The organism is Rhizobium tibeticum, from assembly GCF_900110205.1.
GTDB classification, from domain to species: Bacteria; Pseudomonadota; Alphaproteobacteria; order Rhizobiales; family Rhizobiaceae; genus Rhizobium; species Rhizobium tibeticum.
Window position 1 is genome coordinate 36,118 of record NZ_FOCV01000023.1, and the last position, 22,785, is coordinate 58,902.

At 59.9% G+C, this 22,785-nt stretch carries 22 protein-coding genes, 2 pseudogenes and 1 riboswitch; of the genes and pseudogenes, 15 read left to right on the forward strand and 9 right to left on the reverse strand.

Going from position 1 to position 22,785, the window contains the following annotated elements:
- Position 1 precedes the first annotated feature (1 nt).
- Together BSG20_RS22955 and BSG20_RS22960 are read left to right on the forward strand one after the other, a co-directional pair.
- Positions 2–1,411, forward strand: coding sequence for an FAD-binding oxidoreductase (locus BSG20_RS22955; RefSeq protein WP_072378809.1), 1,410 nt, complete (start codon positions 2–4; stop codon positions 1,409–1,411).
- Positions 1,408–1,989, forward strand: coding sequence for an NAD(P)H-dependent oxidoreductase (locus tag BSG20_RS22960; RefSeq protein ID WP_072378807.1), 582 nt, complete (start codon positions 1,408–1,410; stop codon positions 1,987–1,989). Before BSG20_RS22955 ends, BSG20_RS22960 begins: the two co-directional genes overlap by 4 nt.
- Before the next feature lie 56 nt (positions 1,990–2,045).
- On the opposite strand, the gene BSG20_RS22965 is transcribed toward BSG20_RS22960, so the two are convergent.
- Entirely contained in the window at positions 2,046–2,435 is a 390-nt protein-coding gene (locus BSG20_RS22965) for a RidA family protein (protein ID WP_072378805.1), read from the reverse strand.
- A gap of 49 nt (positions 2,436–2,484) precedes the next feature.
- On the reverse strand, positions 2,485–3,162 hold the full coding sequence (locus BSG20_RS22970; RefSeq protein ID WP_072378803.1) for a GntR family transcriptional regulator: 678 nt from the start codon (positions 3,160–3,162) through the stop codon (positions 2,485–2,487).
- Positions 3,163–3,476: 314 nt separating this feature from the next.
- Here BSG20_RS22970 and BSG20_RS22975 point away from each other — a divergent pair, with 314 nt between their 5' ends.
- The 11 genes and pseudogenes from BSG20_RS22975 to BSG20_RS23025 all read left to right on the forward strand — a co-directional run bounded on the left by BSG20_RS22975 (position 3,477) and on the right by BSG20_RS23025 (position 14,495).
- The gene (locus BSG20_RS22975; protein WP_072378801.1) at positions 3,477–4,601 is read left to right on the forward strand and encodes a BMP family ABC transporter substrate-binding protein; all 1,125 of its coding nucleotides are present in this window, start codon (positions 3,477–3,479) and stop codon (positions 4,599–4,601) included.
- A gap of 18 nt (positions 4,602–4,619) precedes the next feature.
- The gene (locus tag BSG20_RS22980) at positions 4,620–5,750 is read left to right on the forward strand and encodes an ABC transporter permease (RefSeq protein WP_072378799.1); all 1,131 of its coding nucleotides are present in this window, start codon (positions 4,620–4,622) and stop codon (positions 5,748–5,750) included.
- Positions 5,750–6,676, forward strand: a complete 927-nt coding sequence (locus tag BSG20_RS22985; protein ID WP_072378892.1) for an ABC transporter permease — start codon at positions 5,750–5,752, stop codon at positions 6,674–6,676. Before BSG20_RS22980 ends, BSG20_RS22985 begins: the two co-directional genes overlap by 1 nt.
- A gap of 10 nt (positions 6,677–6,686) precedes the next feature.
- Positions 6,687–7,703 carry a formamidase gene (locus BSG20_RS22990; protein ID WP_072378797.1) on the forward strand — a complete coding sequence of 339 codons (1,017 nt, stop codon included), beginning with the start codon at positions 6,687–6,689 and terminating at the stop codon, positions 7,701–7,703.
- Between the two features lie 9 nt (positions 7,704–7,712).
- Complete coding sequence (biuH, locus tag BSG20_RS22995) at positions 7,713–8,414, forward strand: biuret amidohydrolase (RefSeq protein WP_072378795.1); 702 nt, start codon at positions 7,713–7,715, stop codon at positions 8,412–8,414.
- A pseudogene (gene atzD / locus BSG20_RS23000) lies at positions 8,414–9,468 on the forward strand (cyanuric acid amidohydrolase). Before biuH ends, atzD begins: the two are co-directional and overlap by 1 nt.
- 1 nt (position 9,469) lies before the next feature.
- On the forward strand, positions 9,470–11,020 hold the full coding sequence (locus BSG20_RS23005) for an ABC transporter ATP-binding protein (protein WP_072378793.1): 1,551 nt from the start codon (positions 9,470–9,472) through the stop codon (positions 11,018–11,020).
- Between the two features lie 2 nt (positions 11,021–11,022).
- Positions 11,023–11,691 carry a cysteine hydrolase family protein gene (locus BSG20_RS23010; protein WP_072378890.1) on the forward strand — a complete coding sequence of 223 codons (669 nt, stop codon included), beginning with the start codon at positions 11,023–11,025 and terminating at the stop codon, positions 11,689–11,691.
- A complete protein-coding gene (locus BSG20_RS23015) occupies positions 11,684–12,037 on the forward strand; it encodes a cupin domain-containing protein (RefSeq protein WP_072378791.1) in 354 nt (117 codons plus the stop codon). Before BSG20_RS23010 ends, BSG20_RS23015 begins: the two co-directional genes overlap by 8 nt.
- Positions 12,034–13,860, forward strand: coding sequence for an allophanate hydrolase (gene atzF / locus BSG20_RS23020; RefSeq protein ID WP_072378789.1), 1,827 nt, complete (start codon positions 12,034–12,036; stop codon positions 13,858–13,860). Before BSG20_RS23015 ends, atzF begins: the two co-directional genes overlap by 4 nt.
- Positions 13,861–14,306: 446 nt before the next feature.
- The gene (locus BSG20_RS23025) at positions 14,307–14,495 is read left to right on the forward strand and encodes a hypothetical protein (RefSeq protein WP_072378888.1); all 189 of its coding nucleotides are present in this window, start codon (positions 14,307–14,309) and stop codon (positions 14,493–14,495) included.
- Between the two features lie 703 nt (positions 14,496–15,198).
- Here the strand turns inward: BSG20_RS23025 and BSG20_RS23030 are convergent.
- Positions 15,199–15,543, reverse strand: coding sequence for a hypothetical protein (locus tag BSG20_RS23030; protein WP_072378787.1), 345 nt, complete (start codon positions 15,541–15,543; stop codon positions 15,199–15,201).
- 418 nt (positions 15,544–15,961) lie between these two features.
- Here BSG20_RS23030 and BSG20_RS23035 point away from each other — a divergent pair, with 418 nt between their 5' ends.
- The gene (locus BSG20_RS23035; protein ID WP_024315603.1) at positions 15,962–16,171 is read left to right on the forward strand and encodes a dodecin; all 210 of its coding nucleotides are present in this window, start codon (positions 15,962–15,964) and stop codon (positions 16,169–16,171) included.
- Positions 16,172–16,342: 171 nt separating this feature from the next.
- Positions 16,343–16,819 (forward strand): annotated as a pseudogene (locus tag BSG20_RS23040) (flagellar hook protein FlgE); the annotation flags it as partial.
- 102 nt (positions 16,820–16,921) lie between these two features.
- On the opposite strand, the gene ribB reads toward BSG20_RS23040, so the two are convergent.
- The 6 genes from ribB to BSG20_RS23070 form a co-directional block, all read right to left on the reverse strand.
- Entirely contained in the window at positions 16,922–17,551 is a 630-nt protein-coding gene (ribB, locus tag BSG20_RS23045; RefSeq protein ID WP_072378783.1) for a 3,4-dihydroxy-2-butanone-4-phosphate synthase, read from the reverse strand.
- Positions 17,552–17,664: 113 nt separating this feature from the next.
- Positions 17,665–17,810, reverse strand: a riboswitch (FMN riboswitch).
- A gap of 107 nt (positions 17,811–17,917) precedes the next feature.
- Positions 17,918–18,700, reverse strand: a complete 783-nt coding sequence (locus tag BSG20_RS23050; protein ID WP_072378781.1) for a glucose 1-dehydrogenase — start codon at positions 18,698–18,700, stop codon at positions 17,918–17,920.
- A gap of 71 nt (positions 18,701–18,771) precedes the next feature.
- Positions 18,772–19,509: a triose-phosphate isomerase gene (gene tpiA, locus BSG20_RS23055; RefSeq protein ID WP_072378779.1), complete on the reverse strand. Its 738-nt coding sequence runs from the start codon at positions 19,507–19,509 to the stop codon at positions 18,772–18,774.
- A 4-nt stretch (positions 19,510–19,513) separates the two neighbouring features.
- A complete protein-coding gene (locus BSG20_RS23060; RefSeq protein WP_072378777.1) occupies positions 19,514–20,302 on the reverse strand; it encodes an SDR family oxidoreductase in 789 nt (262 codons plus the stop codon).
- 21 nt (positions 20,303–20,323) lie between these two features.
- A complete protein-coding gene (locus BSG20_RS23065) occupies positions 20,324–21,802 on the reverse strand; it encodes a sugar ABC transporter ATP-binding protein (RefSeq protein ID WP_072378775.1) in 1,479 nt (492 codons plus the stop codon).
- 28 nt (positions 21,803–21,830) lie between these two features.
- Complete coding sequence (locus tag BSG20_RS23070; RefSeq protein ID WP_072378773.1) at positions 21,831–22,760, reverse strand: sugar ABC transporter substrate-binding protein; 930 nt, start codon at positions 22,758–22,760, stop codon at positions 21,831–21,833.
- Positions 22,761–22,785 lie beyond the last annotated feature (25 nt).

Sequence of the window (22,785 nt, forward strand, 5' to 3'; positions counted from 1 at the left end):
CATGCCGGACTACCAGAAGATCAAGAAAGAACTCGAAGGCATTGCGGTCGAGGACAATCCGGCGCTCGTGCGTCAGAAGAGCCGCGACTTCTATTGGTATTCTCCGATCCTGAAGGCGCAGCTCGATGGCGTGACCGCCGATCTCGTTGTGACGCCCAAGAACGAAGCCGAGGTGATCCAAACCCTTAAGATCGCCTTCGCGCATGGTGTTCCGGTGACGCCGCGAGGCGCCGGAACCGGCAATTACGGCCAGGCCATGCCGCTCTCCGGCGGGATCGTGCTCAACCTTGCCGCCATGGATAAGATCAAGGAAATCCATCCTGGTCGAGTGATCTGCGAGCCCGGCATCGTGATCGCTCAACTCGACAAGCAGACCAAAGCCCATTCAGGCCAGGAGCTTCGCTTCCATCCGTCGACGGCACAAACGGCAACGATCGGCGGCTTCATTGCCGGCGGTTCGGGCGGCGTCGGGTCGATCACCTGGGGAGGACTTCGCGATATCGGTAACATCATCCGGCTGCGTGTCGTCACCATGGAGGCCGAACCGCGGGTGCTTGATCTCACCGGCTGGGATCTGCAGAAGGTCAGCCACGCTTATGGCACCAACGGCATCATCACCGAAATCGAAATGCCGCTTGCGCCGGCCTATGACTGGGTGGATGTGGTGGTGGGCTACGGTGATTTCATGGCGGCCGTGCGCTATTCAGACGCACTGGCAAAATGCAACGGCATACTCGTCAAGGAGATCGCGCCGATCGCCGCGCCCATTCCGCACGAATACTTTACCCGCCACAAACCCTATATTCGCCAGGGCCAGTCGGTTGTGGTGCTGATGATCGCGCCGCACTCGATGGATGCGTTCGCCGCCTTCACCGCGGCTCAGAAGGGCGAGATCATTTTCCGCTCCGACAAGGTCGAGAGCATGAAGGGCATTCCCCACGCCTATGAGCTTGCCTGGAACCATACGACGCTACGCGCGCTAAAGGTCGACCCAACCTTTACATACTTGCAGGTCCAATATCCCGGACCGGACCATGTGGCGAAGGTCGCCAGGATGGTCGAAATCTTCGGCGACGAAGTGCCCGGCCATCTCGAATTCATCAAGTTCGACGGCCAGATCCAATGCTCGGGTCTCCCGCTGGTGCGTTACACGACCGAGGAGCGGCTGGGGGAGATCATCAAGATCCATCAGGACCATGGCTGCCCGATCTTCAATCCGCATCGCTACACGCTGGAAGAAGGCGGCATGAAGCAGACGGACAAGGTTCAGCTTGCCTTCAAGCGTGAGACCGATCCGCGAGGACTGCTCAATCCCGGCAAAATGATTGCCTGGGAGAATCCGAACTTCGACTTCTCGTCGGGTAAGAATTACCTGTTCCCCGGACTTGCCGCTGTGATGGAGGCCACATGAGAGTGCTCGTCCTTCACTCGCATCCGGTGGAGTCGAGCTATGGCAACGCGCTCTACCGGCAAACGTTGGAAAGCTTGAAGACGGCGGGACACGAGGTCGATGACTGCAATCTCTACGCGGAGAACTTCGATCCCGTGCTCTCCCGCCGCGACCGAATGGTCTACCACGACTATCCCCAGAATACGGAGCAGGTGAAGGACTATGTCGATCGGCTGAAGCGAGCGGAGGGCCTAGTGATCGTCACGCCGGTCTGGAACTTCGGCTTCCCAGCAATCTTGAAAGGCTATTTCGACCGCGTCTGGCTACCCGGCGTTTCCTTCGAGCTCGTCAACGGCAAGGTGGAGTCTCGACTGCGCCACATCCGCAAGCTCGGTGCGGTGCTGACCTACGGCGCAACACCTTTCCGGGCCTTCGTTGCCGGCAATCCGCCGAAAAAGATCGTTAAGCGGGTGCTGCGTGCGCAGATCAATCCGGTACGACCGGTGACCTTTCTGGCGCATTACGACATGAACAACTGCACCGACGAGACGCTGGCCGCCTTTCTCGGCAAGGTGAAGGCGACAATGGAGCGGTTCTGATACCACACCCCCCACTGCGCGGGACAAACCGCGGCTTAAGGTCCGGCGTTTCCCGATCAAGCCACCTTGGCTGCGGTTACCTCGACTTCGACCAGAAACTCCGGCCGTGTAAACCCGCCGACGACAATGAGCGTCGAGACAGGTTTGGGGTCAAGCGTATAGCGATCGCGCACCGCCATATAGGCCGGGAAATCTTCTCTCTTTGTGACAAAGCCAGAGATGCGTATGACGTCCGCAAAGGTCATGCCAGCCTCTTCGAGGATCGCATCGATCGCCTTGAAGCAAAGTTCTGTCTGAGCAGTCACATCATTCGGGATCACATCATCAACGCCGATCCCGAGCTGACCCGATGTGACGAGAAGCGACGCACCTGGGGGCACCAGCAACCCATGATTGTAGTTCCCGAATGGCTTGCGGACAGAGGGCGGATTGAATGCGCTTTTCATAAAACATCCATGTGAAACAAGGGGTTGCAGTCCGAGAAATACTTAGGAATCAATTTCTTTTGGTCGACGCAAAGACGATGCTGGCATCGCTAACGATCGCAACATGCGAATAAGCCGCGTGGCCGGCTGCCGCTGCCTCCCCCCGCATGATCGCCGTCACGATGACGTCGTGTTCATCATAGGATCGGGCAAGGCGCCCCGGCAACCTGAACTGTGCGCGACGGAACGGCGCCAATCGTGCACGGGTCTGCGTCACCAGCTCGAATATGTGATCGTTGTGAGCCCCGCGATAGAGGCGCGTATGAAATTCGGTATTGTGAGCGGCATAGTCTTCATCGGCACCCGCATGCACGAGTTTGGCCGATGCCCGGTGCGCGAGCTCTAGGGAACGCCGCTCCTCGACTGTCATGCGTTCGGCCGACAGGCGCGCGCAGATGGCTTCCAGTTCTGACATCGCCTCGAACATCGAGTGGAGATAGCCTTCCGTTACATTTGCAACGACGGCGCTTCGGTTCGGCTCGCGATCAACCAGCCCCATGGCGCCGAGTTCGCGCAGCGCTTCCCGGACCGGTGTCCGGGAAACGTCGAAGCGGGTGGCCAGCGAGATTTCATCCATTTTTTCACCGGGAGCGAGAACCCCGGTTACGATCATGTCGGCTATGGCGCGCACCATCTGCTCGACGGTGGTGCCCGCCCTTATTACTTGCCTGCGCTTAATCTGTGACACGGGGGAGTTCTGCATTTGTCGACTGTATACAGATGCAACTATCGCGAAAAAAAGTCAATTATGTTGCATTTCTAAGATATTAAATCGTGGCGCGGAATGGCCGTAAGGCGGCCAGCTTACGGATTCAGCACTGCAATTAATCATAGGTTATTTTTTGTTCATCATCATTTGAAAACTGCATACAGTTTGCACACGTCAAGACATATTTGTAAATTTTTCCCTTTGTAATTAGTTGCTTATGGCTTGGCACGGCCATTGCATACAGTTTCTTGCAACGTTTTTTCGAACCGGCACTCGCCGCAAGGAGCATTCCGATGACCAAACTCCTTTCCATGAACCGTCGCCATTTCTTGCAAGCATCCGCTGCCGGCGCACTCACCCTGGCGCCCGGCCTGCTGCCGGGCCGTGCCCTTGCCCAGAACGCGCTGACGGTCGGCTTCATCTATGTCGGACCCAAGGACGACTACGGCTACAACCAGGCGCATGCCGAAGGTGCGGTCGCCCTGAAGGCGTTGCCGGGCGTGACGATCGTCGAGGAGGAAAATGTGCCGGAGACGGTCGATGTCCAGAAGACCATGGAGTCGATGATCAACCTCGACGGTGCGACGCTGATCTTCCCGACGTCGTTCGGTTATTTCGACCCGCATATGCTGGCGATGGCCGCAAAGTACCCGGACATTCAGTTCCGCCACTGCGGCGGGCTCTGGCAGGAAGGCAAGAACCCTACGAACACGGGTTCGTACTTCGGCTACATTTTCCAGGGCCAGTATCTGAACGGTGTGGCGGCCGGCTACACCTCGAAGAGCAAGAAAATCGGTTTCGTCGCCGCCAAGCCCATTCCGCAGGTGCTGCAGAACATCAATGCCTTCCTCCTTGGCGCGCGCTCGGTCGATCCGTCGATCACCTGCCAGGTCATCTTCACCGGCGAGTGGTCGCTGGCCGTCAAGGAGGCTGAGGCCACCAACGCGCTGATCGACCAGGGCGCGGATGTGATTACCTGCCATGTCGACAGCCCGAAGGTAGTCGTCGAAACGGCTGCCGGTCGCGGCGCTTTCGTCTGTGGATACCATGCAAACCAGGGCCCGTTGGCACCTGAGAAGTACCTGACCGGCGCCGAATGGGCGTGGGGCAACGTCTACACTGATTTCGTCAAGAAGGCGCAGGCTGGCGAAAAGCTCGGCAACTTCGTGCGCGGCGGCCTCAAAGACGGCTTCGTCAAGATGAGCCCACTTGGGCCCGCCGTGCCGGCGGAAGGACGTACGAAGTTCGACGCCACGTTAGCCGAGATGATGACCGGCAAGTTCTCCGTCTTCAAGGGGCCGATCAAGGACAACAAGGGCAACGTCGTCGTCGCGGCCGACAAGAGCTATGCCGAAGATGCCATCGAGCTCGAGAGCATGGGCTACCTCGTGGAAGGCGTCGTCGGATCCACGGCTTAAGCCTGAGGGAGAAGCGTCATGACAGTCGAGGCGAACACTTCCGCAATATCTATCGCGTCCGAACGATCGTCCGTGCTCAGACCCATCCTCGAATGGCTGGCACGGCGGGCGGAACCGATTGTCATCAGTTTCGGCGCGATCCTCTTCGGGCTGGCGCTCTTCTCCATCTTCATCCTGGTGATAGGCAAATCGCCGGCTAACTTGTTCCAACTGATGTACACGGGCGGCTTCGGCAGCTGGTTCTCGATCCAGAACAGCCTTAGCCGGGCGGCCCCGCTTCTGCTGACGGCTCTATGCGTTGCGCTTCCGGCCCGCCTCGGCCTCGTCATCATTGGTGGCGAGGGTGCGGTCGTGCTGGGCGGCGTCGCGGCCGCGGCTATTGCGCTGCCCTTCGTCGGCACGCTGCCTCCCCTCCTCGTCCTGCTTCTGATGGCTGCGGCAGCCATGATCGCCGGCGGCATTTGGATCGGCCTTGCGGGCTTCCTGCGACACTATCGCGGCGTCAACGAAACGATCTCCTCGCTGCTGCTCGCCTATATCGCCATCGCTCTGATGAACCAGTTCGTCGAAGGACCGCTGCGCGATCCGGCGAGCCTGAACAAACCCTCCACGTCTCCCCTGCCCGCCGAATACATGCTCGGCAAAATGCCCGGAATGGACGTGCATTGGGGGCTCGCGATCGGCGTCATCGCCTGCATCGCTTCCTGGGTGTTGATCGAGGTGACGAGCTACGGCTTCGCCGCGCGTATCGCCGGCGGCAACGTTCGCGCCGCACAGATCCAGGGGTTGCCTGTCGGCCGCCTGATCGTCGGTTTCACGGCGATCGCCGGCAGCTTTGCCGGCCTTGCCGGAATGATCGAGGTTGCCGCCGTCCAGGGCAGTGCCAATGCCTCGCTTGCAGCGGGCTATGGCTATACGGGCATCCTCGTCGCCTTCCTGGCGCGGCACAATCCGCTGGCGATCATACCGGTCGCCATCCTGCTTGGCGGCATCGATGCGTCGGGCGGCCTGATCCAGCGCCGCATGGCATTGCCTGATGCGACCGTACTGGTGCTGCAGGGCACGCTCTTCGTCGTCATCCTCTTCTGCGAGACGTTCTACGGTCGCTTCAAGATCTTCAATCCAGACCTCTGGAAAAGGAGCGCATGATGGAAGCGACCGGCATCGGCATCTGGGGCGTACCCCTCGCCATCTTCGCGGGCGCGATCCGCGTCTCGACACCCTTCATCTTCGTCAGCCTCGGCGAGACCATTACTGAGCGCTCTGGCCGCATCAATCTCGGCCTGGAAGGGACCCTGGTCTTCGGCGCGATGACCGCCTATGCGATCGCTGTCCTCAGCGGTTCGCCCTGGCTTGGCGTGCTGGCGGCAATGGCGACCGGCGCCGTCTTCGGGCTGGTACACGGCTGGATCTGCAAGTGGCCGAAGGTCAACGACATCGCGATCGGCATCGCCATGATGCAGTTCGGACTGGGGCTCGCCTTCTTCCTTGGCAAACCCTTCATCCAGCCGGCAGCGCCGCACCTGCCGTCGATCCCGTTCGGCGCCTGGTCCAATCTTCCGCAACTTCAGGCGGCCCTGAACATCAACGTGCTTTTCATTCTGGGCGGCATACTTGCGCTCTTTTTGAGGTGGGCGTTCAAAAACACACGGATCGGACTTGTGTTGCGCGTCGTTGGCGACAGCACCGATGCGGCACGTGCGATGGGGATCGACCCAGACCGCGTGCGTCTGCTCGCCACCGCCATCGGCGGATCGCTTGCCGCGGTCGGCGGAGCCTATCTCTCGCTCTATTACCCGGGCTCATGGAACGAAGGCATCTCCTCCGGACAGGGCCTGATGGCGGTGGCGCTGGTGATCTTCGCGCGCTGGAACCCAATCGGCTGCTTCCTGGCGGCGCTTCTCTTCGGCGGCGCCGGTGCTCTGGGCCCTGCCCTTCAATCGGTCGGCGTCACACAGGGCTACTATCTGTTCTACGCGGCCCCGTACGTGCTGACGCTTGTCATTCTGATTGCCACCTCCTCGCCCACCCGTTCGCTTGCCGGAGCGCCCGGCGCATTGTCGCTCACGAAATGAAGGATCTACCATGAATGGTCTCGGCGGCCTCAACAAGTCCGAACATGGCGTCGGCATCGGTCTCGTCCAACTGCAGCTTCCGGTTACGGTGACAAAGGACGACCTTGCGCGACAGACGCAGGCGATCGTCGATCTAGTCGCCAAGGCGCGGCGCAACCAGGCGGGTATGGATCTCGTCGTTTTCCCGGAGTATGCGCTGCATGGCCTGTCGATGGCTATCAATCCGGAGATCATGTGCACGCTCGATGGGCCAGAGGTGGCTGCCTTCAAGAAGGCCTGCCGCGACAACCGCATCTGGGGCTGCTTCTCCATCATGGAGTACAATCCTGACGGGATGCCGTACAATTCCGGCATCGTCATCGACAATGCCGGCGAGTTGAAGCTTTACTATCGCAAGATGCATCCCTGGGTTCCGGTCGAGCCCTGGGAGCCTGGCAATAGCGGCATTCCCGTCATCGACGGCCCTCGGGGTGCGAAACTGGCGCTCATCATCTGCCATGACGGCATGTTCCCGGAAATGGCGCGCGAATGCGCCTACAAGGGCGCCGAGATCATGATCCGGACGGCAGGCTATACGGCCCCGATCCGCGAGAGCTGGAAGTTCACCAACCAGTCAAACGCCTTCTGCAATCTCATGGTCACCGCCAACGTCTGCATGTGCGGCACGGACGGCACCTTTGATTCCATGGGCGAAGGCATGATCTGCAATTTCGACGGCACGATCATCGCCCACGGCACGTCCGGCCGCCCGAACGAGATCATCACCGCCGAGGTGCGTCCGGACCTAGTGCGAGAGGCACGGCGCAACTGGGGCGTGGAGAACAACATCTACCAGTTCGGCCACCGCGGCTACGTCGCTGTCGCCGGCGGCGCGGGTGATGCCCCTTACACCTACATGCACGACCTCATCGCCGGCCAGTACCGACTGCCCTGGGAGGATGAAGTCACGGTCACCGATGGCACGTCTTGCGGCTTCGACAAACCGGCAAGGCGCTATGGGGAAACATTCAAACTTGCAGGGGAATAGGAGAAGACGATGGACGCATTGGTCGAAACCAAGGGACACTATATCAATGCCGATCCCTATGCCTGGCCCTACAACGGTGCATTAAGGCCCGATAACACGGCGCTCATCATCATCGACATGCAGACCGACTTCTGCGGTCCAGGCGGTTATGTCGATCACATGGGCTACGACCTGTCACTGGTGCGCGCGCCGATCGAGCCGATCAAAGGAGTGCTCTCGGCCATGCGCGCCAAGGGATACCACATCATCCACACCCGGGAAGGCCACCGGCCGGATCTCGCCGATTTGCCCGCGAACAAACGCTGGCGCTCGCAGCGTATCAACGCCGGCATCGGCGACGCCGGCCCCTGCGGCCGCATCCTCGTCCGTGGCGAACCCGGCTGGGATATCATCGACGAACTGAAGCCGATCGAGGGCGAGACCATCATCGACAAGCCCGGCAAGGGTTCCTTCTGCGCGACGGACCTGGAACTCATCCTCAACCAGAAGCGTATCGAGAACATCATTCTGACGGGCATCACCACTGATGTCTGCGTCCACACGACGATGCGTGAGGCGAATGACCGCGGCTTCGAGTGCCTGCTGCTCGAGGACTGCTGTGGCGCCACGGACTACGGCAACCACCTCGCCGCCATCAAGATGGTGAAGATGCAGGGCGGCGTTTTCGGATCGGTGTCCAATTCGGCTACTCTGATCGAGGCGCTTCCCTGATGCCCTCCTTGCGTGCTCATGTCTTTCGCGTCCCGGCAGATGGCCCGGACGATGTATCCCGCGTCGAGGCATTGTTTGCCGACCGCATTGACGCCGGCAATGTGGTCGCCGTGCTCGGTAAGACCGAGGGCAACGGCTGCGTCAACGATTTCACCCGCGGCTACGCGACACAGAGCTTCGAGCGGCTTTTCGGCGAACACAACGTCGAAGGCGTTTCGATCATCATGTCCGGTGGCACGGAGGGTGCCCTTTCCCCGCACTGGACCGTGTTTGCGCGAGAGCAGGTTAATGAGCCCGGAGAAGGAGCGCTCGCGATCGGAGTGGCGCGGACCCCTGCCCTACCGCCTGAACATCTCGGCCGGCGCGAACAGGTCCGCATGGTCGCGGCTGCGGTGACTGCCGCGATCCGGGATGCGGGCATCGAGGATGTTGCAGACGTTCATTTCGTGCAGATCAAATGCCCGCTGCTTACCTCGCAACGAATTACGGACGCGGAAGCAGCGGGCAAGACGACCGCGACGCGCGACACTTTGAAATCGATGGCGTTATCACGCGGCGCCTCCGCCCTCGGCGTCGCCGTGGCGCTCGGCGAGCTCGAGATCGACGCAATTCTCGACAGTGACATATGCAGCCGCTTCGACCTCTATTCTCGGTGTGCCTCCGCTTCCGCCGGCGTCGAACTCCTCGATCATGAAATCATCGTGCTGGGCATGAGCGCGAAATGGTCGGGGCCACTTGCCATCGACCATGCTGTCATGCAGGACGCAATCGACACGCGATCCGTTCGCGCCGCCTGGGACCGCCTGCCGGCTGACGGCAAGCTGGCGGCGGTACTGGCCAAAGCAGAGCCTGACCATCGGGTCAGGTCGGCCGAAGACGCCATACCATGCTGAACGATTCCGATATCGCCGGCACGCGTCACGCCCGCGCCTTCGTAGGCGGCGTGCTTGCTGGCATCTTCGGCATGACCGACTTGTACGTCTCGGGCGGAGCTGAACATCAGGGGCCACCGGGCGGCGGGCCGGTCGCAATCATCGTCGAAAAGGAGATCTGAAGTGAGCATCGTACGCGACACGCCTCTTCCCCAGACCGGCAAAGCCGTCGGCATCCAAACGATCGACATGACCATGCGGTTCGGCAGCTTCACGGCGCTCGATCATGTATCGATCGACATCCCGGCCGGCACCTTTCACGCGCTTCTCGGCGAGAACGGTGCGGGCAAATCGACACTCGTCAAATGCATCATGGGCTTCTACCACCAGACCTCCGGCTCGCTTTCAGTTGATGGCCATGAGGTGACGGTCGCCTCGCCCAAGGATGCCGCGACCTATGGTCTTGGCATGGTCTACCAGCATTTCACGCTGGTGCCATCGCTGACAGGTGCCGAGAATCTGGTCATAAGCCGCGCAGCAGTGCCGACGGTGATCAACTGGGCCAAGGAGCGCAAGGATCTTGCCGCCTTCATGGAGCGGATGCCGTTCAAGATTTCGCTCGATCGCCCCGTCAGCGAACTCGCGGCCGGCGAAAAGCAGAAGCTGGAAATCGTCAAGCAACTCTACCTCGGCCGTAGCTTCCTCGTGCTCGACGAGCCGACATCTGTGCTGACGCCGGCCGAGGCGGACGAAATGCTCGGGCTCGTGCGCGGCATGACACAGCGCGGCGAGTTGACCGTGCTGATGATCTCGCACAAGTTCCATGAGGTTACAAAATTCGCTGACGCCGTCTCGATCCTGCGGCGCGGCAAGCTGGTCGGCGGCGGCAAGGTTGACGAATTGTCGACCGCGAAGATGGCTTCCATGATGATCGGCGACGTCAAGCTCGCCGAACTCGACACGCGTGTGCCGGTATCCGAAATGGCGAAACCCGTTCTCAAGGTGGAGAAGGTCAAGGCGCCTGACCGCTCCGGGATGAAGACGATCGAGATCGAGAGCCTGATGGTTCGCTCCGGCGAGATCGTCGGCATCGCCGGCATATCAGGCAACGGCCAGAAGGAGCTGACGGAGATCCTTGCTGGTCAGCGGCCGACGGAGGCAGGCAGCGTGCTGGTAAACGGCGGTGCCTACGGCGCAACGCGGCTGGAAACGCGCAGGAACAATGTGCGGTTCATACCCGAGGAACCCCTGCAGAATGCCTGCGCACCGCGCATGACCGTGAGCGAGAACCTGGCCTTCCGTACGTTCGATCTGAAGCAGGATGGCAAGGAAGCGATCTGGCTCAACAAGGGCAAGATGAAGAAGCGTGCGACGGACCTGATCGCCGATTTCAAGGTCAAGACCGCCTCCTCTGCATCGCCGATTGCCGCACTCTCCGGCGGCAACGTGCAGCGGGCGGTTCTGGCGCGCGAGCTGACCGGAGAGGTCGATCTTCTGATCGTTTCCAACCCGTGCTTCGGCCTCGACTTCTCGGCCGTGGCGGAAATTCGCGCCCGCATCATGAGAGCGCGCAACGCCGGCGCAGCGGTGCTGCTGCTGTCTGAAGACCTCGACGAGTTGCTGGAGATGTCGGACCGCATCATGGTCATTTCGGAAGGCAAGCTCGTCTATGAAACCGCAGCGCGAGCGGCCGACATTTCCGTCATCGGCGCGCATATGGCAGGGCATCACTGATGATGGTTGAGATCAAGGCGCAACCTTTTGCGTTTCCAACAAGACCCGACCAGCTGGCGCTCATCGTGATCGATATGCAGCGCGATTTTGCCGAGCCCGGCGGCTTCGGCGCGAGCCTCGGCAACGATGTCAGCCGGGTCGCGAAGATCGTCCCGGACGTCAAGCGACTGCTTCAAGGGTTTCGCGATGCCGGGCTGCCGGTCATTCACACGATGGAGTGCCACAAGCCTGATCTTTCCGATCTCCCCCCTGCCAAGCGCGATCGCGGCAAGCCGAGCCTCAGGATCGGCGACGACGGACCGATGGGCCGGATCTTGATTGCCGGCGAGGCCGGCACGGCGATCCTGCCCGAGCTTGCCCCGATCGACGGCGAGATCGTGGTCGAGAAGCCGGGAAAAGGTGCGTTTTATGCGACCGAACTCGGCGACGTCCTGAAAGCGAAGGGCATCAGCCAGCTCGTCTTTGCGGGTGTCACCACCGAAGTCTGCGTACAGACGACAATGCGAGAAGCCAATGATCGCGGATATGAGTGCCTTCTCGCCGAAGAGGCAACCGAGAGCTATTTTCCCGAATTCAAGGAGGCCGCCATCGCCATGATCCGTGCCCAGGGCGCGATCGTCGGTTGGACGGCGCATGTGGACGACATATTGGAGGTGATCGGCCATGCCTGAGACAACGCGTGAATTGTTGACTCCGGGCGCCTGGAAAGACCTGACATTCGGTCCATTTCGAGAGGATGTCACAATCCACTGGATCCGTCCCTTCGAAGGCGACCAGCCGGGTGTCGCCCTCTTGAAATACGAGGCTGGCGCCTCGGTGCCGCGGCATCGCCATGAAGGTCTCGAGACCATCCTGGTTTTGGAAGGCATTCAATCCGATGAAGCCGGCGATTACGGCCGCGGCAGTTACATCGTCAATGCACCAGGCTCGGAACACTCCGTCTGGAGCGACACCGGCTGCGTCGTGCTGATCCAGTGGGATCGGCCCGTGAACATCCTGGAAGAGGAAATAGCATGACCGGCGCACTGGCCTTCGATATCGCATCGCTGCACGAATTCTACGCTGGCGGCCGAACCATTCACGAGGTTGTCGACCGCGTCTTCGCACGCATCGCCGAGGTAAACGATACGGGTATTTTCCTGCATCTTTCAGACCGGCAGGTACTGCTTGCCGAAGCGCAGGCACTCGGCCCGTTCGACGCGGAAGCCAAGCCGCTGTGGGGCATTCCTTTCGCCGTGAAAGACAATATCGATGTCGCCGGCATGCCGACGACGGCAGCGTGCCCAGACTATTCCTATATGCCCACAGCGGACGCGGCGGTCGTTCGCTTGTTGAAACAGGCGGGCGCGCTCGTCATCGGCAAAACCAATCTTGACCAGTTCGCGACGGGTCTTGTCGGCGTCCGTTCCCCCTACCCGATCCCCCGCAACGCGATCGACGCCAACCTCGTTCCCGGCGGCTCCAGCTCCGGCTCGGCGGTCGCCACCGCACAGGGGATCGTCAGCTTCGCGCTCGGAACGGATACGGCAGGTTCCGGCAGGATCCCGGCAGGGCTGAACAATATCGTGGGTCTCAAGCCGAGCGTCGGCGCGCTCTCTACCGCCGGCGTGGTTCCGGCCTGCCGCACGCTTGATTGTGTGTCCGTCTTCGCGCTGACGGTCGATGATGCATGGCGCGTGTTCGGCATCGCTGCGCGGTACGATGCGACCGATGCCTATTCGAAAGATATTCCAGCCACAGGCTACGGCCCTCTGCCGCCTGCCCTAACGATCGGCGTCCCGGCAAAGACCGACCGCCAATTCTTTGGCGATACCGTTATGGAGGCTGCCTATGAAAACGCGCTTGCGATGCTGGCAAAGATCGGCCACCGCATTGTCGAGGTTCCATTCGGCGATTTCTATGACGTTGCCAATCTGCTCTACGAGGGCGCCTGGGTGGCGGAACGCTATGCCACTGTGAAGGATTTCTTCGATACCAGCGAAACGAGCTTCCATCCCGTCACGCGCAGGATCTACGGTGCTGCCAAGACGCTGAGCGCCGCCGATGCCTTCAACGGTTTCTACGCGTTGCAGGCGCTGAAACAGAAGGTGCAGCCAATCATCGCCTCGGTCGATCTCTTCTGCGTGCCGACTGCGCCGAGCCACTATACGCTGGCCGATCTGGTCGCCGAGCCGATCCGCGAGAATTCGCGGCTCGGGACCTATACCAATTTCGTCAATCTGCTTGACATGTGCGGTATTGCGGTGCCAACCGGCAAGCGAGCCGACGGTCTGCCCGCAAGCGTTACCCTATTGGCACCGTCGGGCCAGGATGGGTTGACGGCAGCGCTTGCACGCGACGTTCACCAAGCCGCCGGCGTAACGATGGGGGCTACCGACTGGTCACTTCCGACTGCTGCGACGCCCACCGCGGTGACCGAGGATGAGATGATTGACCTCGTCGTTGTCGGCGCGCACCTCTCCGGCATGCAATTGAACGTGCAGTTGCGCGATCTTAACGCGCAGTTTTCGCGAGAAGCCCAAACATCCGATGCCTATCGTCTCTACGCCCTCGCCGGCCAAATGCCGGCGAAACCAGGGATGATCCGCGTCGAGCCGGGTAAAGGAGGAAACATCGATGTGGAGGTCTGGCGGCTGACGCCTGCCGCCTTCGGGCGGTTCGTCGCCGCGATCCCTTCGCCGCTCGGGATTGGTACGATCGACCTATCCGACGGCACGTTCGTCAAAGGTTTCCTAGTGGAGCGTGCAGCGATCGCCGGGGCAACTGATATCACCGAATTTGGCGGCTGGCGCAGCTATATTTCCGCGCAGACGAACCAGAGGGCGCAAGGCACCGGTTAACGTAGCCTACTATCGAAGGTGCCCGCGTCAGGGTGAGGTTGCGCGAATATGACCGTCGCGAAAGACTGATCTTATCAGCTTCCAAGAGCGGCGCGCTCGGCGCCCGTCCTCGCGATCCGGCAACGCAGCCGAAATGGCTTCGCACCGCGACCCGTCGCTACCGCCCATCCCCTCGCGAAATCAGATCATTGTGGTTTTGGGTCGGGATCTACCTCGTCGAGAAGGGCGCCGTGCTGGAGACCACCAGGCGCTCTGGGGTGCGCCGAGAAAAGTTTCACTCTTTCGCACCGTTGACAGTCGAGTCGGGCCGAACAAGGGCTATCGTTGATGAACCATGTTACATTCCAACTAAGGCGATGGTGATTTCTCACATTCACCCGAGAGATTGTTGCGGTAGTTGCGCCCCTTCCAGCCCTCTAGAATTCCGGGCTTCGGGGGGCAGTGTCGTGACCGAAACCATTGTGCGACAGCTGATTTTTACGTTGAGCGTTGCGCGAGAAATAGCGTCGCGGGAAAGTCCAGACTACGACCTCGTTCTACTTCTCATCCAGCAAGCCCTCCAAGTGGCCAAGGACGAGGCGTCGCGCCACGGGATTATGATCGATTTCGATGACGTATCTGAACGAGAGCATTGAGAGCGTACGGTTGAAGCCAATTCGCCTTGAGCCCCACCGTACGCCCATTGATCCTGGAGGGGCTGGGGTCGGCTCCAAAATCAATGCGACGAGAATTAAGGGCCTTTAGTTAATTTAGTATGTGCGTATATACGGCTCAACCCGTCATTCACCATCATCCTATCGTAATAGTCGTCGGCCGTCCGAGAGGCTTGCCGAGCGGTAGACTCAAATCCCCGATGCGGCAGCAGCTGCTCTCGCACCTCTTGCCGCGGTTTGGTGTCTAGGCCGGTCTCACCTGGCCAGGTAGGTCTCCAGCGATGTTTCGGTTGAAGAACTTGCGTTCCGCCCGAGCGTCGTGACAGAAGGCGTTGTTTGTCGACCGCGTCAAGGTGCACTGCCGCCTATCAGAGTGTAGCGGCTTCGCAGAATTGCGTTCGTTCGGAAAGAGTTTAGCATTCGTTGCGAACTTGGTTTTCAGCTCGGGAATCGGATGGACTACGACCTCGAGTTGGCAATTATCCAGCGCTTCGACACGCACTATGACTTGCGCGCGCAGCCTTCGGCCTTCGTCGAGAGTTTCTTGGATCGTACGTAGAGGCGAAGGCATGGACGCTCCCGCCCGAGCTGCGATAGGGATGGAGCTGGTCTGACGATACCTGCCGCTGCTTGGCAAACGGGCCGCCGTGCCGCGTCAATTGTGCGGACATCATTGAATCTCTTGCTAAAATGTCTTCACAAGCTGGTACTCATTCGCTTCCCAGGCTCGGAGTTCGCCGGCTTCGCAAGTGTAATTCTCGTCCGTTTCGGCTAGTCCGACGCCAATCCCGTCAATGTTCGGATCGTCGAATGTCACGTAGATCTCTGACTTGCGGATTTTTCGCTCCTGAAAGTCCTTCAGTATGTAAGCGAGACATTGAACGTTCTGCCTCGTGTTGCCGCGCTGAATGTGGCTCTCAATTTTGCGATCAATCTTCGAGAGCGGAAGCGTGTCCGCCCGAGCTGCTTCTGATACAGGCAGCGCCGGCAAGGCTAGAATGAAGATCCTCATCAAACGCAATTTCATCATCTCAGAGTCCCTCGTCAGCTAGCAATAAGTGGCATTATGGATATCTGCTTTGATGGCCGCATTCCGGGCCCTTTCGAGCGGACTGCGTAGGTTCTAATCGCGAGCGTACCGGCTTGGCGGCTCCTCAACGGTAGGCCGGTGTCTGGTATGGTCAGACCCTGCTTCGTCCATCGAATGGTAGTCCTCTTCGACGCATTTTCTCAACGATGGTCGCACTTTTGGAAGTTTGATCTGAAGGTTTGGTCGCTGTCCGATCGGCTCATCTCGTAGTCTGAACTCGGCGCATTTGACATCAAGAGATTATTATCTGATCCTCGGCTTGCTCATGCCAGTGGCAGACAGAACGCACGCTCAAATACTGGTCGCAGGTGAGCGGCCATCAGGGTAGAGCCGCCCAGCGCCGAAACCGGAGGATCGAATGAGCGATCATGTATACAAAAAGGTGGAACTTATCGGCAGTTCAAAAGTATCGGTCACAGAGGCTATTGAGACGGCAATCGCGCGGGCCTCGAAGACGATGCGAAATCTCGATTGGTTCGAAGTTGATCAAATTCGAGGTCACATCAAAGATGGCGCGGTAGAACACTACCAAGTGGTGATGAAGGTCGGATTTCGAATTGACGACTGATCGTTGATTTCCGGCGAGAACTGACCCTGCCTTGGAGTGAACCCTAAACTGATACAGTCTCTGGGCCAGCGTTGCGCACGGACGATCCGCTGCGAACTCGCCCAGTCCTCATTGCGCTTCGCGTCATAACACGCATGCGCTTGCCGTCCGGTCTTCCTGTGCCCCCAGATGACGGACGCCAGTGGTGCCATCACCGGCACCACCTGAGAAGTCGCCGTCTACCGCAATGCAGATGCCAGCGCTGGCAGCACGACGTCCTTCCCCTCCCCTTCGAGTGCGGTAAGCGTGGCCAGCCTCAGTTTCGATCCGAACGGCCAACCGACCTCTACAACCAACACCGACATCGTCGATCCCGTTACCGCCAAGACGATCACGAGGGACTATTCGGGTTTCACTCAGCTCTCATTGGACTTCGCCGCAACAGAAGCACGATCAGCTCCGTCGACATCGGCACGGATGGCGTCGTTACGGTCCTATTCGAACGGCACGACAAAGCCGCTTAATCAGATACGGCTCGCAACTGTTGCCAGCCCTGACAATCTCACATTGTTGAGCGGCAACGTATACAGCGCCAACGGCGCCTCTGGCGTGACGGTCACCGGCTTTGCGCAATCGAATGGCCTTGGCTCCATCCACTACGATTCCTTGCGCGTTCTCAGTGGGTCCGAGAATCGAAATGCTGACCCATGAGTACGGGCGCCGATTCAAGAGGGAGATCGCATCCCAACCGAACGCGATCTCTACGAAAGTTCAAGCCGCTCTCTCGGATAACGTCATCGCGGTTCTATAGGCTATCAAGTCTTCGATCGTAACTAGATGGAGGCGATGGCGCTCGGCAAACGCCTCAAGTTCCGGTAATCGCGCCATCGTACCGTCGTCGTTGGCCACTTCGCAGATTACGCCCGATGGAAACAGACCAGCAAGCTTGGCGAGATCAACCGCAGCTTCGGTATGGCCCGGACGGGAAAGAACCCCATTAGAATGAGCTCGAAGCGGGAAGATATGCCCCGGCCGCGCAAAGTCCTCTGGACGTGAGCCACCACTGACGAGCGCTTGAACGGTTGCGGCACGGTCGGCGGCAGATATCCCGGTCGTCGTTTCCGGAATGTAGTCCACGGAAACGGTGAAGGCGGTCTTGAGCACTTCGGTATTGCGCGGCACCATCAGAGGAATATCGAGCTCATCGAGCCTTTCACCTTCCATCGCGACGCAGATGAGGCCACGTGCGTGGTTCATCATGAACGCGATCGCCTGCGGAGTAATTGCCTCCGACGCAATCACGAGATCACCTTCGTTTTCCCGGTCACGGTCATCGACAACGACCACAATTTCGCCGCGCGCAATCGCGGCCACCGCATCGTCAATTTTGGAAATCGTCACTTTCTTGCCTTTCAAGGGTTAGCCGTTGCGAGCGGCGTGCATGGCCTGTCAAAGCCACCATTTTCCCTTGGGCGAACAAGCATCCAATTCCGCTCATAGAGCGGAGTCGTCTGCATTGCTCTCTTCCATCCGGACTGTAACCGTCGGCTCCGGCATCTCACCGGATCTGCTGACCCTCCGTTATCCACGAAGGCGCTCGCGGGCTCCGAGTTGCCTCGATACCGCCGGTGGGGAGTTGCACCCCGCCCTGAGAACACCAATAACATAGGGGATCGATGCGTTGTTTTGCAAGAGGCTTCCAGCCGCCGAGCGATCGAGATTCTGACTCTCCCTGGTGAACGCACCGTTCCCCATTGTTGAATAAAGCTACGACATGATCAGGCCGCCATCGACATTGATCGTCTGGCCGGTAATGTAGGCAGCATCGTCGCTGGCGAGGAAGGTGACGAGACCGGCGACGTCCTCGCCCGATCCGGCCCGCTTCATCGGAATGCCTTCGACCCATTCCTTCATGAGTTCCCCGGGGCCATAGTTGCCGAGGAGCTTTCCCCAGGCCTGATCGTTGTAGGCCCACATGTCCGTCTCGATGATGCCAGGGCAGAAGGCGTTGACGGTGATATTTTCGGTTGCGACCTCCTTGGCGAGGCTCTGGGTGATCCCGACGACGCCCATCTTCGATGCGGCGTAGTGTGGCGTATAGATGAAGCCGTCGCGCGCTTGGCCGGAGGCGGTGTTGATGATGCGGCCGCCGCGTCCATGCTTACGCATGCGCAGAATTGCTTCTTGTGCGCACAAGAACACGCCCTTCGTGTTGACCGCCATGACTGTGTCCCACTCGCCTTCCGTCATGTCTTCGATGCGGGCGATGGTGATGACGCCGGCGTTCTGGATGGACACGTCGACGGTGCCGAAAGCCTTCTCCGCCGCGTCATAGAGTGCCTTTACGCTAGTTTTGCTAGTGACGTCTCCGACGAACGAGACAGCATTGCCGCCATCCGCCTTGATCTGCTCGGCGACTGCATGGACCGACTCTTCATTGGCGGAGACCACTAGATTGGCCCCTTCCCTGGCGAAGCGCTTGGCGATCCCAGCACCGATGCCGCGGCTGCCTCCGGTGATGACGACGGTCTTGTTTTCGAAGCGTTTCATACTCTCTTCCTTTCGCGGTGCCTGACGATATCGGGCGGCCGCAAAGCAGCCCAAGCACGTCACGCCGACTTTCAAGCGGCTGCAGATATGATCCCAGCGAACTCTGTCGCCTTCAGCGATGCGCCTCCGACCAAGGCTCCATCCACGTTTGCCGCCCCGAAGATGTCGGCGGCATTCGAGGCCTTCACAGAGCCACCGTAAAGAATCCTTACGTTGCGCCCATCTTCGCCCAGCCGTTCTTCGAGCATCTGCCTTATCGACGAATGGATCTCCTCGATCTGCTCTATGGTCGGAACCAGGCCGGTTCCGATCGACCAGACCGGTTCGTATGCAATGACCATGTTCGAACTGGACGCACCCGCTGGAACTGAAGCGCGTAGCTGTCCGCCAACGACTTCGATCGCCTTTCCGTCACCGCGTTCACTACGGGTCTCGCCGACACAGATGATTGCGGTCAGTCCGGCCGTGTGCGCTGCAGTGACCTTGGTCGCGACCACGGCATCGGTCTCGTGATGGAATACGCGACGTTCGGAATGACCTAGAATTACGAAGCGCGCGCCCGCATCGACGAGCATCTCCGCCGACACGTCTCCAGTGTGGGCGCCCGAAATCTGCGGGTGGCAGTCCTGGGCGCCAATAGCGACGGTCGAATCCTTTGCTCGTTCGGCGGCCTTTTCTATCAGCGTGAAGGGCGGGCAGACGACGATATCGTACGCCGCCTCGCCCGTGAGCCCCTTCAGCGCCTCGATCTCAGCCAGGGAGGAGGCGAGACCGTACATTTTCCAGTTGCCAGCAACCAACTTTCTCATCACATCACCAGCAGCAAAAGCCGCCGTCGACAAGCAGATCAATGCCTGTCACAAAGCTTGCCGCATTCGACAGCAGGAACACGGCCGGACCGACCATTTCGTCGACCGTTGCCATACGCTGCATTGGCGTCTGCTCTTCGAAGAGTTTGGTCTGATGGATCATTTCGGGACGCGTGTTCATCGGTGTCGCGGTGTATCCGGGCGAGATTGTGTTGACGCGGATGCCGCGGTCGACCCATTCCATCGCCAAGGATTTCGACATGTGGATCACGCCGGCCTTGGAGGCGTTGTAATGCGCCTGGCTCAGTCCCCGATTGACGATCACACCGGACATGGAGGCGATGTTGACGATGGACCCGCCTCCGTTCTTCAACATGGCGCGAGCCTCGGCCTGGCAAGAAAGGAAGACCCCTTTCAGGTTGATGTCCATCAACGTCTGATATTGTTCCTCCTCCATCTCCTCGGCGGGGTTCGCGTTGGCGATACCTGCGGCGTTGACTGCAAGTGTCAGTGCACCGAGTTCCGCCTCAATGCGGGCCACCGCATCTCCAAGGGAAGACTTGCTCGTGACGTCGGCGGCGATCTGGATAGATCGGCGGCCAGCGGCCCGAATGTGCTCAGCGGTATTGGCCAACCCGTCGTCGGTTCGACGGTCGAGCAGCGCGACGTCGGCGCCGCACTGTGCGAGGCCGATGGCAATGCGCTGCCCAATCCCGCTGCCGGCGCCGGTCACGATTGCGACCTGGCCGCTGAGATCGAAAAGCTTCGGGACGTTCAGAGTGATGTCGGACACAGCTCTTCCTTTCTCTGTCTGTTAGATTGTCGCTAGCTCCATGACTGAGACGTCATTTGCCTCGTCACGATTGAGAATGCCTGCCTGCTTGCCCTGGGCAAGCACGAGAATGCGATTGGACACGCCGAGAACTTCCTCGAGGTCGGAGCTCACGACGATGACCGCGACGCCCCGTTTCGCAAGATTGACGATGATGTCGTAGATGCCCGCTCGGGCCCCGACGTCGATGCCTCTCGTGGGTTCGTCGAGCACAACGACCTTGGGATCGCGCATAAGCCATTTCGCGATCACGACCTTCTGCTGGTTGCCGCCGGACAGGTCCGAGGCATACTGCTCGGCGGGACCCTTTACGCCGAACTTGGCGACCGCCTTTTCCGCGAACGAACGCTTGACGCGCGGCGTGATCCAACGCCCACCCAGCTTGTCGAGGTTGGCGTAGATGATGTTCTCGCCGATCCGATGGCCGACTACCAGGCCCTGGTCCTTTCGGTCTTCAGGAACCATTACGATCCCTTTGGCGATCGCATCCGCAGGATCGCGCAGCCTAAGTTCTTCGCCTTCCAGCCTGATCGAGCCTGCGCTGATCGGATCCGCTCCCGAAATGGCGCGGACAAGTTCCGTGCGGCCGGCGCCGACCAGTCCGGCGATTCCAAGGATTTCTCCTCCCTTGACGTCGAAGGTTACGTCGCGGAACGAATTGTCCGGAGAACTCAGCCCGGACACCTGAAGTACTGGCCGATCGGTCGGAACCGGCAGCGTCGGGAACAAGCGGTCGAGCGAGCGTCCGACCATGCTCTCGACGATGGTTCGCACGGGTGTCGCGCTGTCGGCGAATTCCTGCACGCGCTCCCCGTCACGAAGTACGACGATCCGATCGGTGATCTTTTTGATCTCCTCCATGCGGTGGGAGATATAGATGATGCCGACGCCCTCCGACCGAAGCTTCCTAACCTGTTCGAAGAGAGCTTCCGTCTCCGCGCCACCAAGTGCTGCCGTCGGCTCGTCGAGGATCAGGAGCTTCGCATTGAGAGCCAACGCCTTCGCGATCTCGATGAGCTGTTGATTTGCGGTCGAAAGCCCTGCGACTTTCCGCGTTGCCGGTATGTGAAGGTTCAGGCGAGCGAGCTGCTCCTGGGCGCGACGAACCATCTGGGCACGGTCGACGACACCGTTCTTCATGGGCCAACGTCCGATGAAGACATTCTCCGCGATGGAGAGCTGCGGCAGAAGCTGCAGCTCCTGATGGATCAGGACGACGCCCTTGTCGATCGCCTCTCTTGGGGTGGCTGGGGCATAGGGCTGCCCCAGCCATGTCATCGACCCTTCGGACGGCGTGCGTGACCCGGCGATGATGCCGGAAAGCGTTGACTTGCCTGCTCCGTTCTCACCGAGAAGTGCAACTACTTCGCCCGGATAGACGTCCAAGCTGACATTCTTCAGAACCTGGAGCGGTCCATACCACTTCGATATGCCCTTCAGGGAAAGAACCGGATCAGTCACGGCAACCTCCTCGAGACCTTGACTATTATTACGGGTGGCTGGCGATGAAGCCTGCGACGTTTTCCTTAGTCGTCAGCGTGGCGTCCATAAGCTGCACCGGAGGCACCTTCTCTCCGGCGACGAGCTTGGCGGCGTTTGCCACCGCATCGCGGCCCATCTTCTGCGTCTGCTGTGTCGCAGTCACGTCGAAGACGCCCTTACTCAGAGCTTCGAGTGCCGCGGTGTCACCGTCGAAGCCGCCAACCACGATCTTCTGGGAAGGATTGGCGACCTTGATGGCCTGCGCGGCGCCAAGTGCGAGCGCGTCGGCCTGCGCGAACACGATCGAGACGTCCGGATTTGCCTGGAGCATGTTCTGCATGATCTGGAAGCCCTCGTCCTGGCTCCAGATGTTCGAGTACTGCTCGGCAACAACCTTTACATCAGGATTTGCCTTGAGGGACTCGGCACATCCCTTGGAGCGGTCCACCTCGGGCGTCGTGCCCTTCTGACCATGGATGATGACCATTTTGCCCTTGCCACCGGCTTGCTTCAGAATGTAGTCGCAGACGGCCTTGGCGGACGCTACGGAATCCGTTGCAAGGAAGGTGTCGCCCGGTGCGCCGTCGGCGTTGCGGTCGACGTTCACCACCGGAACGCCGGCACTCTTGGCAAGTTTGACCGGGACGGTCGCAGCGGCGGCTCCCGCCGGAATGTAGATCAGTGCATCGATGTTCTGGGTCAGAAGGTCCTGGATCTGGTTGACCTGCGTCGGTCCGTCGCCCTTCGCGTCGACGGTGACGACTTCGATACCACGCTTTTTGGCTTCGTCTTCAACCGACTGCTTGATCTGATTGAAGAAGTTTGCCTGAAGGTTGGCAACGGCGAGGCCGACTTTCTTCAGCTCGGCCGCGTGTACAGGTCCGAGCGTGAGACCAAGTAGTGCGGCAGACGCGAGCATGGTGCGCGCAATTTTCATTGTATTTTCCTCCGTTGTTTGATGG